Raw genomic sequence first — 16,402 nt, 5'->3', positions numbered from 1 at the left:
ATGGATCCTTTGGTCGAAATTGAGAATCTGAAAGCCTATTACCGTGCCTTCCTCTACGGCGTCGATCGCGAGGTGCGCGCCGTCGACGATATCAGCCTGACGATCGCCCGCGGCGAGGTCTATGGCGTTGCCGGCGAATCGAGCAGCGGCAAGACGACCTTGATCAAGACCATCGCCGGCGCGATCCGGCCGCCGCTGAGGGTCGTCTCGGGAAAGGTGACATTCCATTTCGACGGCGGCACCCAGGATATCTACGCGATGAGGCCGGAGGAGCGCCTGGCGCTGCGCTGGCGGCATCTGTCCTATATCATGCAGGGCTCGATGAATGTGCTCAATCCGGTGCGCCGGATCCGTCATTCCTTCACCGATTTCGCCTTTCGCCACATGAAGGTCGGCAGGAATGAGTTTTTCGAAAGGGTCGCCACCCATCTGCAACGGCTGAAGCTGGATCCGCATCTGCTCGACGCCTATCCCCACGAGCTCTCCGGCGGCATGCGCCAGCGCATGACCATTGCGCTTGCCACGATCCTGACACCGGAATTCATCATCGCCGACGAACCGACGACCGCGCTCGACGTGATCGTTCAGCGCGACGTCCTATCGATGATCCGCGAAATCCAACGCGAGATGGGTTCGTCCTTCCTGTTCGTCACCCATGATATGGGGGTTCATGCGACGGTCTCCGACCGCATCGGCATTGTCTATGCCGGGCGTCTTGTCGAGGAGGCGCCGACCGCCAAACTCTTCAACATGCCGCTCCACCCCTATACGCAGCACCTCGTCGGCAGCCTGCCGCGCATCGGTGATGCGACGGCCCGCCCTTCGCTGGAGGGTCGTCCGCCGAACCTCGCCATGCCGCCGGAAGGCTGCCGGTTTCACCCGCGCTGTCCCAAGCGCATGGAGATCTGCTCGCAGAAGGTTCCGCCGCTGGTCACCGTCGAGCCGCAGCGGCGCGTGGCGTGTTTTGCCGTTACGGGAGATCAGGTTTGAGCGCTCTTCTTCGTCTCTCGCATGTCACGAAAGTCTACCGGCAGGGCGGCATGCTCGGCCGGCGCCTGATCACGGCGGTCAAGGACGTCAGCTTCGAACTTGGAGCGGAGCCGGAGATCCTGTCGATCGTCGGCGAATCCGGCTCGGGAAAATCGACGATCGCGGCAATGATCCTCGGCCAGACCGAACCGACGGAAGGCGAGCTTCAATTCAGCGGCAGGACCGTTGCCATCCATAGCAGGTCCGAACGCAAGGCTTTCATGAAAGAGGTCCAGCCGGTGCTGCAAAACCCCTTCGAAGCCTTCAATCCGCTGAAACGTGTCGACCGTTATCTCTTCGAGACGGCCCTCAATTTTTCATTCTCGGGAAAACGGCCGGACCGGCAGCAGGCGGATCGGATGGCGGATGCCGCGCTCGTCCATGTCGGCCTGACCCTTGAAGAAGTGAAAGGCCGGTTTCCCCACGAATTGTCGGGCGGCCAGCTTCAGCGCGTCGCCATCGCCCGGGCGCTGATCCCGCAACCCCGCCTGCTGGTGGCCGATGAACCGGTCTCCATGGTCGACGCATCACTGCGCATGGCCATCGTCAACCTCTTTGGCCGCCTGAAAAACGAGCTCGGTCTTTCCATCGTCTACATCACCCACGACCTCGCCACCGCCTATTACATCAGCGACAACATCATCATCATGCGCAAAGGCGAAATCGTCGAACGCGGACAGGCCCGCCCCGTCCTGGACAACCCGCAGCATCCCTACTCGCGCGCGCTCAAGGACGCGGTGCTGGCCGCCGATTTCAGTCCGGCGACCTAAGCAGGCGGCTTTCCTTCATAGGGCGCCGGCGAGTTTAGCGTTGCCTTAAAGAAACCGTGCAAGGATGAGTGTCTGTCATCCACGCCGGCAACCTGATGAAGTTTCGAAGAAATCTCGCTCGCTCCGCAATAAGCCATACCAGCGCATTCGCTCCCGCAATATTTGCGGCGATTATTGCAGCAATCGTCGTCTGGGTGGCAACGAACTGGCGGCTGGAGCGATCGCTGGCCGAGGAACGTTCGATCGTCGCCGGCGATCTTGCCACCATATCCTCCCGACTTCAGACGAACCTCAACAGCAATGTGAAGCTGTTGCAGGGGTTGGCGGCCGGCATCGCAGTCAATCCGGAGATGGGCCAGAACGGATTTTCCAAACTCGCCGCGCAGATCCTGCAGCCCGATTCACAATTGCGAAGCTTCGCCGCCGCGCCCGACATGGTGGTCAGGTGGGTCTATCCGGAGAAGGGAAACGAAAAGGCCATCGGGCTCGACTACCGCACCAATGAGAAGCAACGGGCTGCCGCGATGCTGGCGCGCAACACCCACAATATCGTTCTCACAGGCCCGGTGGAGCTTGTCCAAGGTGGAACCGCTTTCGTGGTCCGGTACCCAATTTACATCACTGAGGGAAAAAGCCAGATTTTTTGGGGACTGCTTTCCGGCATCATCGACATACCAAGGCTCTACCAGGAAAGCGGTCTTGGTTCGACCGAGCTTGAACTCGCCATCAGCACCGTGCCGGAGCCGAACAAGCCCAAACAGGTCTTTTTCGGCAGCATGGCAACCTTTTCCAGGAAGCCGGTCCTGGCATCCGTCGATATGACCTATGGCCGTTGGACCCTCGCCGCACTGCCGAAGCGCGGATGGGGCCAAAAGAGCGGGATCGGCATTTTTGAGTTCTACGCGAGCCTGCTGGCACTATGTGTCGTTGCGCCGATCGTCTGGATCGGCTTTCTGACCAAATCGCGCCAAAGAACGATCGAAAAGCTTCGCCTTCACAAGAAAAAGCTCGTTCGGGCCCGGCAGAGGCTGGAGTTCCTGTCCTTGCATGACGCATTGACGGGGCTTCCCAATCGACGATTTGTCGACCGGATGATCGCGAAACCGCCGAGACCCCGTGCACAGGATTGTCTGATCCTCATTCATATCGACCTCGACCGGTTCAAGGAGATCAACGACACGAAAGGCCATGCCGGCGGTGACGCGGTCTTGCTGGGGACGGCTTCGCGCCTTGCCGATTTGGCTGGTCCAGACGACGTTGCGGCTCGGATCGGTGGAGATGAGTTCATCTTCGCCAGCTGGAGCGCCGATCCGGAGCCGAAGGCAAACGCATTGGCCCGGCAGATTGTCGAGACCCTCGAGCAACCTCTCTTCATTGACGGTATGGCGTGCGTTGTCGGGGCAAGCGTCGGCGTCGCCTGGGAGACCGATCTCGGGCGGGACCTCGGCCAATTGCTCCTCGATGCCGATCTGGCCCTGTACGAGGCGAAGAAGGCGGGCCGCGGCCGCGCGGCGGTGTTTACCGAAGAGCTTCGTAGCGCCGCGATCCATTCGAAAGAACTGGCGGACGAATTCAATCACGCGCTCGATCGCGATGAACTCGTTGCATTCTTCCAGCCGCAGTTCGATGCCAGCACATTGGCCATTGCCGGCGTCGAGACGCTTGCCCGTTGGGACCACCCGCAAAAGGGCCTGCTCGCCCCGATCAGATTTCTCGACGTCGCGGAAAAGCTGGGGCGTAGCGGCGACATGGACAGGCTGATCCTGCAAAAGGCCCTGTTCGAGCTGACGAGATGGGACAGCCTGGGAATGCAAATCCCCCGTGTCTCAGTCAATATTTCAGCGCGCCGACTGGCGCAGGCAAATCTGCTTGCCGAGCTGTCCGAGCTTCCCATCGCCAAGGGTCGCCTGTGTTTCGAGCTGCTCGAGACGATCTCCTTCAACGATCTTCAACCTGTTCTCAACGAGATCATTCCGGCGGTTAAAAAGCTCGGCATCGAAATCGAGATCGACGACTTCGGCACCGAACATGCCAGCATCGTCAGTCTGCTTCGATTTGAGCCGCGACGGCTGAAGATCGATCGCGAGATCATCAAGCCGATCATCGCGTCTCCATCGCAGCGCCGTCTGGTCGCCTCGATTATCGAAATCGGCCGATCGCAGAACATCGACATCGTTGCAGAGGGCGTGGAGACGATGGAGCATGCGAAGATCCTGAAAGAGCTCGGTTGCCATATATTGCAAGGTTATGCGCTGGCACGGCCCATGACCTCGGAGCAATTGATTGAATTTTGCCGCGGCTCGCACGCGTTGCAGTCCGGTTGATCAGTTACGGTCGGCCTGCGCGACTATTGCTCTGACGCAGATCCATCAGGTTCCGGAAAGCGTCATCGCGCGGAGATACCGTGGTCGTCGTCGTCCATGAAGGACCATGAGCGTGCCCAACAGAGACATCGTCACCGTCACCGTCGCGCAGCCCGAGACGACGGATGGCGACGCTGACGCAGTGGAACCGGCTGTCTCTTGAGGTGTTTCTCCCGATCAACAGGGAGCTTCCAAATGACCTACGTCGCATCGCCAAGCTACGATCGTAACGACGCCAGCCGCGCGTCCAACCTCCGTCAGTGTCTCGAGACTGCCAGACGCCACCTGAATGAGACTTCACACAATTCGGAAACCGAGAAAATCGAGAGGCTCGTGGCTTCGGCCATCGAGGCGGGTTGGGAAGAGGATGAAGTGCGCCAGGCACTGAGCGGCGGCGAGGAGCAAGGAAACAAGACGCCGAAGCAGGAACGACCTGTCCCGACTATGGGCGTGGTTCCATCGTCATCCTTCTAGCGCATCGGCCCGAAAATCCGATTTTCGGAAAGCACGATGCGAGGATTGAAAGTGTTGGAGCGCCGTGCCTCCTTTTGGACGCACGGCGCTCTAACGAGGGGCATCAGCCACAGTTCCAGGCTTGTTCCTGGATTGGGACTGACGCCGTCATCAACAGCAATTGGCTGATGCGGACGTGCTAACCCGGTCCAGGAGGAGGAAGTTCGCAGTGCCTTATGTCTTCCGTCCGCATTCCCTTATTGTTTGGTGGCTGCCTTGAGCACGCCTTGCTGCAAATCCGCCTCGTCGGCAAGAATGGCGGCTGCCTCGTTGAGCAGGACGTCCTTGGCGTTCTTGCGGGCATTCTCGATGGCAATATCGGCGCTCAGGCTGCGCTCGCCTGCCTCCAGGCCATCATCGCCAAGGTCCTCGCCATCCCCTGCTTCGGCTCGATCCTTGAGCCGTTTCTCGCGAGCCGCCGCTTCTTTGCGACGTTCGGCTTCGTTGAGGGAAATGACCCCTTTTTCGCGCTGCGCCTTGAGGTCGGCAATGTCTTTCACCAGGCGCTGGAAGTCCGGATCGGTCTTGACCCGCGCATCATGGCGGCTTTGCAATGCCGGAAGCAATGTCGCGACTGTCTCGGCACGCGGGTATTTCGCGGGCTTGATCTCAGCCCACGGCAGCGCATTGTCATAACTGGTCTCGCCGAAAGCAGTCGGATCGGACAATCCCGGCAGGCTGAGATCAGGCGTCACGCCGTGCAGCTGCGTCGTGCCACCATTGACCCGGAAGAACTGGGCAATCGTCACTTTCAGCTCGCCGAATTCGGGTTTGCTATTGTGCACGATCTGGTCGAGATCGACGACCGTCTGAACGGTGCCCTTGCCGAAACTGGGTTCGCCGACGATCACGCCGCGACCATAGTCCTGGATCGCCGCGGCAAAAATCTCCGAAGCCGAGGCCGAGCCGCGATTGATCAGGACACCCATCGGGCCTGTCCAGACAGGCGCTGCAAGATCGGCGCTTTTGACCTCGACCTTGCCGTCGCTGCCGCGTTGCTGAACGACCGGCCCCTTGCCGATGAACAGACCGGTCAAATCGATCGCCTCGTCCAATGAACCGCCGCCATTATTGCGCAGATCAATGAGAACGCTGTCGACCTTTTCGTCCTTCAACTCGCCGAGAAGCTTGGCGACATCGCGGCTTGCGCTTTTGTAATCCTTGTCGCCCTTCCGCTTGGCGTCGAAATCCTCATAGAAGACCGGCAGCGTGATAATCCCGATTTTGCGCGTGGCATCGCCCGCCTTGACGGAGAGTACGGTCTTCCTGGCTGCCTGCTTGTCGAGGGTGATCTTATCGCGCACCAGGCTGATGACGCGATGCGTGCCATCGGCTCCGGCATCGGCCGGCAGGATATCCAGCCGCACGACGGAGCCTTTTTTGCCGCGGATCATCTGCACGACTTCATCAAGGCGGGTGCCCACCACTTCCTTGATCGCCCCATCCTTGCCTTGGCCAACGCCGGTAATGCGGTCTCCGACCGCAAGCTTGCCGGAGAGCTGCGCCGGTCCGCCGGGCACGAGCTCACGGATCGTCGTGTAGTCGTCGCGCTCCTGCAGCACAGCGCCGATGCCAAACAGCGAAAGCTTCATCGAGACGTTGAAATCGGCCGAAGCGGCCGCGCCGAAATAGTCGGTGTGCGGATCGATCGACGTCGAATAGGCGTCCATGAACGACTGGAACACGTCGTCGCTTTTAAACTTGTAAGCGCGCTCGAGCGTGTTTTCATATCGTTTGTCGAGTGTTTCGCGAATGGCCGCATCGGTTTTGCCGCCGAGCTTCAGCCGCAGCCAATCGCTTTTGACGCGCTTGCGCCAAAGCTCGTTGCTCTCGGCATCCGATTGCGGCCACGGCGCCTTATCGCGCAACACCGAAAAATCTTCCTGCGCACTGAAATCGAAGCCCTGCTTCAGCAGGCCGCGCGCATAGGTCATGCGGTCGACGACGCGCTGTTCATAGGCGTTGAAAATCGCAAACGGGATTTTCAGGTCCTGCTTTTCGATCGCATCGTCGATCTCGTTGCGATCGGCCATGAACCTGTCGACATCGGCCTGCAGGAAGAGCATGCGGTCCGGATCGAGCGACTTGATGAACCCATCCATGACCTTGGCCGACAAGGCATCGTCGAGCGGAACGGGTTTATAGCTATACCGCGACAGGAATTGCGCACTCAACTCAGCGGCCTGCGCCTGCCGCTTCAGCGGCTCCAAGACCGGCGGCGACGCGACTTCAGCATAGGCGGCCTGTGCGAGTGCAAGAAATGCACTGAGAAAAACGTAGTGTATGCGCATCCAGCGTCGATCCAATTCTTCATGCCTGTGGTCGATGTGTGATCTATGTGAGGCAATCATGGTTTTTTGGCAACCGGGTGGCAAATGGGATGGCTGAAAAGCCGCGGATTGCGGATCGCAGCTCCAATTTTCTCGATCTGATTCAGATGGCGGCGATTGTCGCATGCCGGCGGCCTCCAGAAGCAATTCATGGCTGCCGCGTGATTCACCCATAAGTGCGGCGAGGCGGGCCTCTGAAGCTGGAATTTGGGGGGCCGGTCACTCAAGATGCGTCAGGAGGTCGACGACCATCGGTCGCTGTCCTTTCAACAGTTTAAGCGTTGCGTCGGCTAAGGAAAACCAACCCGCGCGATCAACCTCCGGAAAGCTTCTTACCTGGCCCGACCTTGGCGGCCATTCCATTTGAAATTCGGAACTCCGAATCGCGTTCACATCCAGGACTGGATCAGCTTCGATCGACCACACGACGACAATCTTGCCGCCAGATTGCCGGTATTCGCCAAGCGGTCTGAATATGCCATCGATTGTTACACCAAGCTCTTCGGCAGCTTCCCTTTTCGCAGCCGCGAGTGCGTCCTCTCCAGGCTCGACCAATCCTTTAGGGATCGACCAGGCAGCCTCGTCTTTCTTCGCCCAGTAAGGTCCGCCCGGATGGACGAGAAGGACTTCGTAATTCTCGGAAGCGCGCCGGTATATGAGAAGTCCGGCGCTACGGATTGCCATTGCGTTATGCTCTCGCGTTGGTGGCGCGGCCATTTCGGGTGTAGGGCCGGCTCTCCCATCAACAAAGCGAACGAAGTTCGCCCTTCTATGTCACGAGGGCATTAAACTGCTGCGGCCTGGTCGGCAGCCCGCAATCCGCTTTGCCACGCACCATGGGCTGTCGAGAAGTCGGACTGATGCGTCGCCTCGCCGGCGAAAAACAGCCGGTCGCCGACGGGACGCGCCAAGACTGCGCGTGCGCCCGCATGGCCGGGCAGCGCATGGCTGTAGGAGCCGCCTATCCAATCGGTATGACACCAGGAAGAGGCTGCCAGGGGCCGCAGGTGGTGACGAATATTGCTCCCCAGCAGCGACGACAGCTGGTCCAGGGCGAAGGCGAATGCTTCCAGTAAACCCGCGCGTTCGATGACGACGGCGCCATTTCCGCCAAAGAAGCCTTCGACGACCGGCCGGCCGAGCGGGCGGATATAATAGCTGCCGGTCTCAGCATTTCGCGGGTCGCCGAGCAGATGGGTTTCCGGCTCCAGACCATGATTGCCATGGAGTTCCAAAAACAGCTTGTCTGCGAGGCCAAGCGGCAGCTGACTTGCGGCGTGGAGGTGATCGTCGGCCTCCGGGTCGAAGATAATGGCTCCGCGGGCTAGAACGTTGGTCGATGACGTGATGATTGCCGCACCGGATGTGACAGGACCGCGGTCGGTCTCCAGCTGGACGCCGTTCGCGGTCAAGGTCACGGCTCGAACGGGCGTCGAAAGGCGCAAGGCCACGTTGGGAACGGCGGCGCTGATCAGACTTCCGTAGCCTTCCCGCACGCGCCAATTGGCATCGGTTGCCGCATTGTCATAGGCAAGAAAGTCAGAGACCGAGAGCCGATCGAGCGGTGCGCCGTTCAGATATCCGCTGAGCGACTGGCAGTAGGCGTTCCATTCGCCGCCCGACTCCAGCGCGTCCGAAGCCCTGTCGCTGGCGGGAGGATTGACGCGCATCCGCTCCTCAAGCGCGTTCCATGCAGTCGCCGCAGCCGCCCGCTCATCCGGCGTGAAGCCGAGATTGCGCCACTGGCTTTGCCACGCCGTGCGCCCGCGCTCGATAGTGAACCCGGCTGCACGGCCAATGGCGACGAGAGGATTGCGCTCGGCAGAATGCAGCCAGCCGCAACCCATATCCAGCGGCATCCCGGCCATTTCGATTGTCCAGGCGCGTCCACCCACGCGGTTGCTGGCTTCCAGGATGACGACCGAGCGGCCGGCATCGACCAGCTTTTTTGCTGCTGCAATGCCGGCCGCGCCAGCGCCGACAACAGCAACCTCGTAATCCATCGTCGCCCTCCGCCGCTGCGTCGCCAGCTTGATACGACACAAGCTTTACATCTAGGCTGCACCCGCTTCAACGGGCCCGAAAGCCTGCTAGTATGCTGACATGACATTCTTCGAAACACTTGTTGCATTGCTGGCGGTTGCCATCCTGCTGCTGCAGGTGACGCGCCGCATGCGGCTGCCCTACCCGGGCATTCTGGCTGCCGCCGGCGTCGCCGTGGCAATGCTGCCTGGCGCGCCGACGATCCCGATTGATCCGCCGACGGCGCTCGCCTTGTTCATCGCCCCCGTCCTTGTCGACTCGGCCTATGACTTCCCGGTGGGTGCGGCGCGGCGCATGCTGCTGCCGCTGTTCTTCTATGCCGTCGTCGCCGTTCTCGTCACGACAGGTGTCGTCGTGTCGATCAGCATGCTGACTGTCGGGCTTCCGATTGCGGTTGCGGTCACGCTGGGCGCAATCGTCGCGCCACCTGATGCGGCAGCCGCCACGGCGGTCCTTTCCAATTTGCCCGTCGCCCGCCGTGTGGATGCCCTGCTCAAGGGAGAAAGCCTGTTCAACGACGCGACCGCGCTGCTGCTTTTCGGGGCCGCGCTCACTGTCCAAGCGCGGGGCGGGCTGGATGCCGGGACGGCGCTTCAGGTGGCTATCGCCGCACCGGGAGGGATCCTATTCGGCATCGCTTTCGGCTTTGTCGTCTCGCGGCTTCGACCGATAACCGAAAACACCGTCGGCGGGACCCTGTTTCAATTCGTCTACGCATTTTCGACCTGGCTGATCGCCGAGCATCTGCACCTGTCGGCCGTCCTTGCCACCGTGGCGAGCGCAATGACCATCGCCACCCTTTCTTCGGTCGAGGATTCGCCACGCATGCGGGTGCATTCCTTCGCGGTCTGGACGACGGTCGTGTTCCTCTTGAACGTGGTGGCTTTCCTGCTGATGGGGCTGCAGGCGCGCCGCATCCTTGAGGCGATGTCGGCTGAAGAGCTTCAGCGGGCGGTGGGATTTGCCGCGATCGTGGTGGTCGGCGTCATCCTGGCGCGCATGGCGATGGCGTTCCTGTTTCACGCCGTCGTTGCGACCCGTCACCGGCGCGGCCGTGAATTGGCGCCTTTCACATCCGGGGAAACCTTGCTGGTGGGTTGGGCCGGTATGCGCGGCCTTGTTACGCTGGCGACGGCATTCGCACTCCCTGCCGACTTTCCCGAGCGAGACCTGGTCGTGCTCACGGCTTTCGCGGTGGTGCTTGCAACCCTGGTCATTCAAGGGGCGACCCTGGCACCGATGATCCATCTCCTGAAACTCGGTCGGCAGGCAGAAGTGCGCGATGAACTCAAGGCGGCCCGCGTGTCGCTCGCCGAGGCCGCCTTTCAGCGGCTTGAGAAGGAAAGCGGTACTGAAGCCGAAGCGATCCGGACGATCTGCAAGGATCATTGGACAGCATCCACCGATGCGGCCAGAACCTCGCCGCTCAATCGGCGCCGTGACCTGACCATCGCAGCCGTTCTCGCCCAGCGCCAGCGCCTCGAGGAATTGCGCGATACAGACCAGATCGGTGCGATGCAATATCTCGAGTTGCAGGAGGACCTTGACTGGAAGCAGCTCTCCATCGGCTCAGATGAGGATCGCCGCATCACAGAAAGCTAGATCTGACCAGGCAGTGGTCGACGCCAGGACAATCAACGGTTCCCTGATAGCGAACGGGGGTCGGATGGTCCCTTGCCGTCCCCTCTATTGGAAAGCGGCGCCATTCTCAAACACAAGCCTCGCAGTCGTTGCTACCGCTGGGCTTCTTGACGGCCTCACCCGGGAGAAGCGCTTGGCTCTTCGTCATCAGCGCCTGCACTGTCAGTTCCTGCAGGCGTCGATGGGGATGGTTCTGCAAAGTTTGAGTTGACCGTTTTCGATCGTGAGGCGACAGTTGCACTTGAGGAAAGCAGGAGGAAAGACGATGGACGAGCCGGATCGCTGGCGCAATATGGCAAACGCTCCGAAAGACGGCAGCCGGATCCTCGTCACGATTCGCTCGTCCGAACAGGGGCCGGCGGAAGTTGACCTTGCCTATTGGACGAATGGCGATCAGTTCGGTGGAGAAGGCTGGCGCGCCTCCGATTCCTCGCCCGGGCACATCATCGAATATGCCGAGCCGGAATTGAAGTGTTGGATGCCGATGCCCTCGGCAAACCTCGCCAGCAGCTCGATGCCCTCCCCCTGGGAAGGCGACGATGACCAGGAGCTTTACGGGTCGGGGATCTGAGACATCGCGCCCGATTATATTGGTTCCGGCCGCAGCGAACAGGCCCGGATCGCCGTCCGCCACGACTGCGGCAACCAGATTGGGGTTCAACCGCATAAGCGCCTAGGCTGCGCGCACCCTGTCCCGGCCGCTTAGCTTTGCCGCATAGAGGGCTTGATCGGCGCGTCGATAAAGATCCGACGTGCTATCGGACGGGGCGCAAGCGGCGATACCGGCAGAGCAGGTGTAGCTGAAGTCGGGTGACGCAGGCAGGGGCCGGGAAAACCGGATCACCGTCAGCATGCGCTCGACAATGGCAATGGCGTCTTCCGTCTCGGTTGCCGGCATCACCAGAAGGAATTCTTCTCCGCCGACCCGCCCAAAACAATCGTTGCGGCGAACATTCTGATGAATGCGATGCGCAAAATCACGCAGGACCTCATCCCCGGCGTGGTGGCCAAGGCGATCGTTGATGTATTTGAAATTGTCGATGTCGAATACGGCAAGGCATCCGTTGCTGCCATGCTGGGCGGCCGCCAGCATGTCGTCGACGCGCGCCATCACGAAGCGGCGGTTGGCGACACCCGTGAGTTCGTCGGTGTAAGACGCCTTGATCGCCTGATCGCGATCTTGCCGGACAGTCCTGCCATGCGCGCGCAAACCGGTGATGTCGCTCGCAATGCACAGCATCCAACCGTTCTTCTGCACCGCCTCCGTCATCCAGAACCATCGGCCGTCCCACTGGTCCGTCTCGAAAGCGCGATAGCCGATCTTGCCGCGGCGCGACTGAGTCGAGCGCAGCCACTCTTCGAAATTGCTCGTTCGAATGACCGTGCCCCGCTGCTGTTGGAAATTACGCCGCATGAGATCCGGCCAGAGGGGCGTTTCATCCGGTTCGATGAAATAGGCCGAACGAAAGGCGCTGTTGGCGTATTGCAGCCGGTCATGACCATCATAGACCGCAATCAGCGTTTGCGTGCATGCAGAAAGGTGCAGAAGCTGTTCGAATATCTCGTCCATCCCGAACCCTGTCTGGTTGCCTCGGTATGACATGGCGCAGAGATCCTATGAGAAAAGAGCCCGTCAGCAAGCAAAAGGCGCCTCCAGTGATTACGGAAGCGTCAACGAGCTGTCGGTCCCAATCGTGATTGGACATCGGCTGCCACCTGAGCGACGCTATCTTTGGGAGCGGACCATCTATTTTTCCGGAGATAGGAGGCCGAGATGGAACAGTACGCACTCGATCAGTTGAAAACCATTGCCAAGGTCAGGACGACCTGCACGCGCCTTGACATGACGCGGCGCGAACGGCTTGAGCGGTGGGCCGAAAGTCTCGACCGCAGCCCCAGAGCGTTTCTGAACACGCTTCACGAAACAGAATATAAGTCGATGGCAGAACGGCTTGCGCTGCGGGATGACGACACCCCGATCTCCGTTGCATTCGCTGACCCCATTCTGCGGGCGGCAGGAATGGAAAATGACAGCTATGGAGAGGCCAGGCGGTTCTTCGAGCTAAGCGACGAGCAATTGCACGGCCTTGTCTGCTTCTGCCATTTCGGTGAACACGTCAGCGCGGCAGTCATCGCTCGCCGCCTGCGAAAGATGGCGAGTTACAAACCAGGCGGGTTCTTCGCTCAGCTTCGTGCGTTCTTTGCCTGATTGAGGCTGAAGGCCATCTGGCGCTGCAAGGCCGGCGGTCGCCGCGGCGGTGAAAGGGCCGCCACGGCGACCGACAGGCCGTCGTTACTGGCAATCTCCGGTGGCCCGGCGGTGAACGTCGTCGTCGCCAAAAACCGGCGCGGTTCTTCGTAACCTGGCTGGCGGAATGCCAATGGCTGGGAATAGCGACGGGCGAGCCGTAGCGGCGGGGCCTGATTTTGATGTGCCTTCGATCGGGCTGCTGCACGTTCAAGGAAAGGCGATGCAATGCGGCACGCCCATCTGGCCATCCCTTGAACGCCAAACTGTCCAATCTCACGCGAAGGAAAAGATGGCGGGCCCGAAGCAATATGGCGGGGGCACGCGCATGCGTCGCGGTGAAAAGAGGGCAGCCCATGATCAGGACGCAGGCCGCATAACGGATATATTGGCACCGCCGCACGAAAAGCTTGCATGCAAGCTATAAATCGGATGTCCTGAAAAAGGCTTCTGTGGTGTTGGGCGACTCCGAATGAAAACCCTCGACGCGCGAATTCGGTTTACAGGTGAGCGGCGACAGGTCACTGCCCTTTTCTATGACATTGTCGGCTCGACGGAGCTCTTATTGCGGAGCGAGCCGGAGAAATTCTTTCGTTCCGTTTCGGCATTACATCAGAATGCCGAAACGATCATAAAAAAGCATGGAGGTTTTCTTCATCAACGGCTCGGTGATGGGGGATGCTGTTTCTTCGGATATCCCGACCAATCCGAAGATGCGGCTGAAAGTGCGGTGCAGGCTTCTTTGGAATTGTTAGGCATTGCAGCGAGCACCAAGGGCAAGGCGCGCACAGCTTTCAGGCTGCGGATCGGGGTTGCCACCGGTCTTGTCGTCTTCTCCGCGCAAGGAGACGAGATTGTTGGCACAGCACCGGTGCTGGCGGCTCGCTTGCAGGCAGAGGCCGAACCGAATTCCGTTCTGGTCGCAGATTCGACCGTTCAGCTCACCCGACACAATTTCGACTATAGCCTGGTGCGGAAGGCCAAACTCAAAGGCTTCGAAGAGCCGGTTGCGCTCTGGCGTCCGCAGGAACGTGATCGCTCAACGTCTGCGCTGTCGCCATTCAGCGAATGGGATCGGCCGATAAGAGGCAGGGAAAGAGAACTTGCCGCTCTTTCGAGCGCCTGGAATTCAGCTCTCGACGGCAGGGGCAGTTCAATCACCGTGGTCGGAGAGGCGGGCATCGGCAAATCCAGACTGATCGGCGAATTCGCCCGCAGCCTGTCCCATACTTCGCACGAGACCCTGATCTTTCAGTGCGGCAGGCGCCTGGAGAGCCAGCCGCTGCACCCCTTTATGTCGTTTCTCGAGAGGCTTGTGGCCGAACCCTCTGTTCTGAAGAATGGCGATAGCGGGGCTTTCATGCAGGCCCTTCAAACATCCGGCCGAGCCTTAGGGGCAGACATCGTCGACACCATTCTCTCATTTACATCAGACCGATCGCCGGCGACCTCGCGCAATATTCGCGTGTCGGATCTGTCGGGGCGGGCATTCAGGCGGAAGGTCATCGAAGCCGCTGCCGACATCCTGACCTGCAAGGCGACTGGCGTTCCGACGCTCCTCGTCTTCGAGGATGTCCACTGGGCTGACGGCATGACGTTGGAGCTGATCGATCGGCTTGAATCACTCGCAGGCACGTTGCCGATCCTCGTGGTTCAGACATCGAGGATCAGACGATCCCTGGCACTGGCGACCGAGATAGAATTATCCGGATTGGCCTCTGCGGCGGTTCGCGATCTCGTCGCCTCGGTCTGGCGTGAGCGCCCCCCGCCGGGCCTGTCCGATTTCATTCTGGATCAATGCGATGGCATGCCGCTCTACGCCGAAGAACTGGCCAACTTCTTCCTGGAAAGGCAACCCTTGGGCAAGGCCTTATCCGAATGGAAAGGGCTGCTTCTGGAAGGTGGCGTCAGCTCGCTGAATGATCTGCTTTCCGCCAGACTCGCGGCGACCGGTTCCGCACGACGGGCAGCGCAATTTGCGAGCGTCATCGGTCGCGAATTCAACATCTCGCTGCTCGCCTACCTTCTCGAAGGGGTCAGCCGGCAGACGGTGGAGATCGCGGTCGAGCGGCTTGTTTCCCAAGGCATCATCGAGCCTTCTGCCGACACGCCCGGCTCCTTTCAGTTCCGGCACGTACTCACCCAGGAAGCAGCCTACAGCAGCCTTCTCAAAAGCGACAGACGACGCATACACAAGCGGATCGCCGAACTCCTGATCGGAGAAGCAAAGCCCAGTCTGCCGGCTGCCATCGCTGCCTGGCAGTGCGCCGAAGCAGGCTTGCACGACGCCGCGGCCAGGTTTGGCCTGGCCGCGGCGGAGGCGAGCGTTCTGCGCTCCGCCATGCACGAGGCGAACGTGTCGCTCGAACTCTGCGCCGAGGAGGTCGACAGCCTTTCCCGGCGCCATCCCGATCGCACCGAACTGGCATTGGGCCTGCTCGAACTTCAGGGGGTCGTTGCGACCGCGCTCGAGGGAGAGGGCTCGGAAAGCGCGCGCCGGGTCTATTCCCGCGCAATGCAGCTTCTGAGGAAACAGGCCTCGGCTGTCCGGTCGAAACATTTCCCGGTCTATTGGGGATGGTGGTTCACGGCACCCAACATTCTGACGCAGCAGTCTCGCGCGCGCATCCTCGTCGGCGACATGCAAACCGTCGAAGATCAGGAGACGCGGCTTCAATCCTATCACTGCGGATGGGCGACGAGCTTTCACGCCGGCGAGCACGAATTCTGCCTCGATTGCGTCGCCAGAGGCCTTGATCTTTACGATCCGGAAAGAGCGGTCAGAAATCGCGCCTTTTTCGGCGGACATGACGCCAAGGTCTGCGGCTTGGGCGAGAGCGCCTTGTCCTACCTGCTTCTCGACAATGCCGACGCCAGTGAACATGCGATCGGACAGTGCCTGGACTGGGCGGCCTCGACCGATCACGCCGGAAGCATGGTTCACGCGCTTTATTACGCCATCGTCCTGCGCCGCTGCCAAAGCCGATATGACGATGTCCATGACCTCGGCGAACAAATGCTGGCGCTTGCCGAGCGACACGGCCTCGCCGCCAGCCAGGCGCGCGCCAACATGTATTGCGGCTGGGCGGAGCTGATGACGTCGTTTGCCGAACGGGGCGAAGAGCGATTCCAACACGGTCTGCTGCTCCAGCAGCAATTGGGCACCGACGATAATTTTTCCATGCACAGCGACATGCATGCGCAGGTGCTGCAGCGGCTCGGCAAACCTGCTGAAGCCCTGGCGACCATTCACAATGCGATCAACGTTGGCCGCAACAGCGGTCAACGGTTCTGGCTGGCCGAACTCTACCGCCTCAGCGCAAGACTGAGACGAGATCTGGACGACCCTCCATCCTTGATAAGAAGAGACCTGACGAGGGCGGTGCAGATTGCCGAAGGACAAAAGGCCGCCTGGCTGGCCGAAAGAGCAAAGCGCGCCTTGGACGGCCTGCCAAGGTCGTAGGG

12 protein-coding genes are annotated in these 16,402 nt (G+C 60.5%); 8 read left to right on the top strand and 4 right to left on the bottom strand.

The features are described from left to right. The 4 genes from NE851_RS03320 (at position 1) to NE851_RS03305 (ending at position 4,636) form a co-directional block, all read left to right on the top strand. Complete coding sequence (locus tag NE851_RS03320; protein WP_063476003.1) at positions 1 to 990, top strand: ABC transporter ATP-binding protein; 990 nt, start codon at positions 1 to 3, stop codon at positions 988 to 990. Continuing rightward, complete coding sequence (locus NE851_RS03315; RefSeq protein ID WP_254956262.1) at positions 987 to 1,799, top strand: ABC transporter ATP-binding protein; 813 nt, start codon at positions 987 to 989, stop codon at positions 1,797 to 1,799. Before NE851_RS03320 ends, NE851_RS03315 begins: the two co-directional genes overlap by 4 nt. Before the next feature lie 95 nt (positions 1,800 to 1,894). Continuing rightward, complete coding sequence (locus NE851_RS03310) at positions 1,895 to 4,123, top strand: bifunctional diguanylate cyclase/phosphodiesterase (RefSeq protein WP_254956260.1); 2,229 nt, start codon at positions 1,895 to 1,897, stop codon at positions 4,121 to 4,123. 234 nt (positions 4,124 to 4,357) lie between these two features. Continuing rightward, positions 4,358 to 4,636 (top strand): hypothetical protein, encoded by a 279-nt coding sequence (locus tag NE851_RS03305; RefSeq protein WP_047612826.1) that lies wholly within the window; start codon positions 4,358 to 4,360, stop codon positions 4,634 to 4,636. A 236-nt stretch (positions 4,637 to 4,872) separates the two neighbouring features. On the opposite strand, the gene NE851_RS03300 is transcribed toward NE851_RS03305, so the two are convergent. The 3 genes from NE851_RS03300 to NE851_RS03290 form a co-directional block, all read right to left on the bottom strand. Further along, a complete protein-coding gene (locus tag NE851_RS03300) occupies positions 4,873 to 6,966 on the bottom strand; it encodes a carboxy terminal-processing peptidase (protein ID WP_063476001.1) in 2,094 nt (697 codons plus the stop codon). Positions 6,967 to 7,224: 258 nt separating this feature from the next. Further along, positions 7,225 to 7,689 (bottom strand): NUDIX hydrolase, encoded by a 465-nt coding sequence (locus tag NE851_RS03295; RefSeq protein ID WP_063476000.1) that lies wholly within the window; start codon positions 7,687 to 7,689, stop codon positions 7,225 to 7,227. Between the two features lie 101 nt (positions 7,690 to 7,790). Next, complete coding sequence (locus tag NE851_RS03290; protein WP_063475999.1) at positions 7,791 to 9,008, bottom strand: flavin monoamine oxidase family protein; 1,218 nt, start codon at positions 9,006 to 9,008, stop codon at positions 7,791 to 7,793. 100 nt (positions 9,009 to 9,108) lie between these two features. Here NE851_RS03290 and NE851_RS03285 point away from each other — a divergent pair, with 100 nt between their 5' ends. Both NE851_RS03285 and NE851_RS03280 read left to right on the top strand, forming a co-directional pair. Further along, a complete protein-coding gene (locus tag NE851_RS03285) occupies positions 9,109 to 10,650 on the top strand; it encodes a cation:proton antiporter (RefSeq protein ID WP_063475998.1) in 1,542 nt (513 codons plus the stop codon). A 304-nt stretch (positions 10,651 to 10,954) separates the two neighbouring features. Beyond that, positions 10,955 to 11,260, top strand: a complete 306-nt coding sequence (locus NE851_RS03280; RefSeq protein WP_047612813.1) for a hypothetical protein — start codon at positions 10,955 to 10,957, stop codon at positions 11,258 to 11,260. A gap of 102 nt (positions 11,261 to 11,362) precedes the next feature. Here NE851_RS03280 and NE851_RS03275 read toward each other — a convergent pair whose 3' ends face one another. Next, entirely contained in the window at positions 11,363 to 12,259 is an 897-nt protein-coding gene (locus NE851_RS03275) for a GGDEF domain-containing protein (protein WP_047612810.1), read from the bottom strand. 204 nt (positions 12,260 to 12,463) lie between these two features. On the opposite strand from NE851_RS03275, the gene NE851_RS03270 reads away from it, so the two are divergent. Further along, positions 12,464 to 12,898: a hypothetical protein gene (locus tag NE851_RS03270; protein ID WP_063475997.1), complete on the top strand. Its 435-nt coding sequence runs from the start codon at positions 12,464 to 12,466 to the stop codon at positions 12,896 to 12,898. Between the two features lie 511 nt (positions 12,899 to 13,409). Next, positions 13,410 to 16,400 (top strand): ATP-binding protein, encoded by a 2,991-nt coding sequence (locus NE851_RS03265; protein ID WP_183844790.1) that lies wholly within the window; start codon positions 13,410 to 13,412, stop codon positions 16,398 to 16,400. Positions 16,401 to 16,402 lie beyond the last annotated feature (2 nt).

The sequence above is a fragment of the Rhizobium anhuiense bv. trifolii genome, from assembly GCF_024346605.1.
Taxonomy (GTDB): domain Bacteria; phylum Pseudomonadota; class Alphaproteobacteria; order Rhizobiales; family Rhizobiaceae; genus Rhizobium; species Rhizobium anhuiense.
This window is presented reverse-complemented; position numbering and strand designations above follow the sequence as displayed.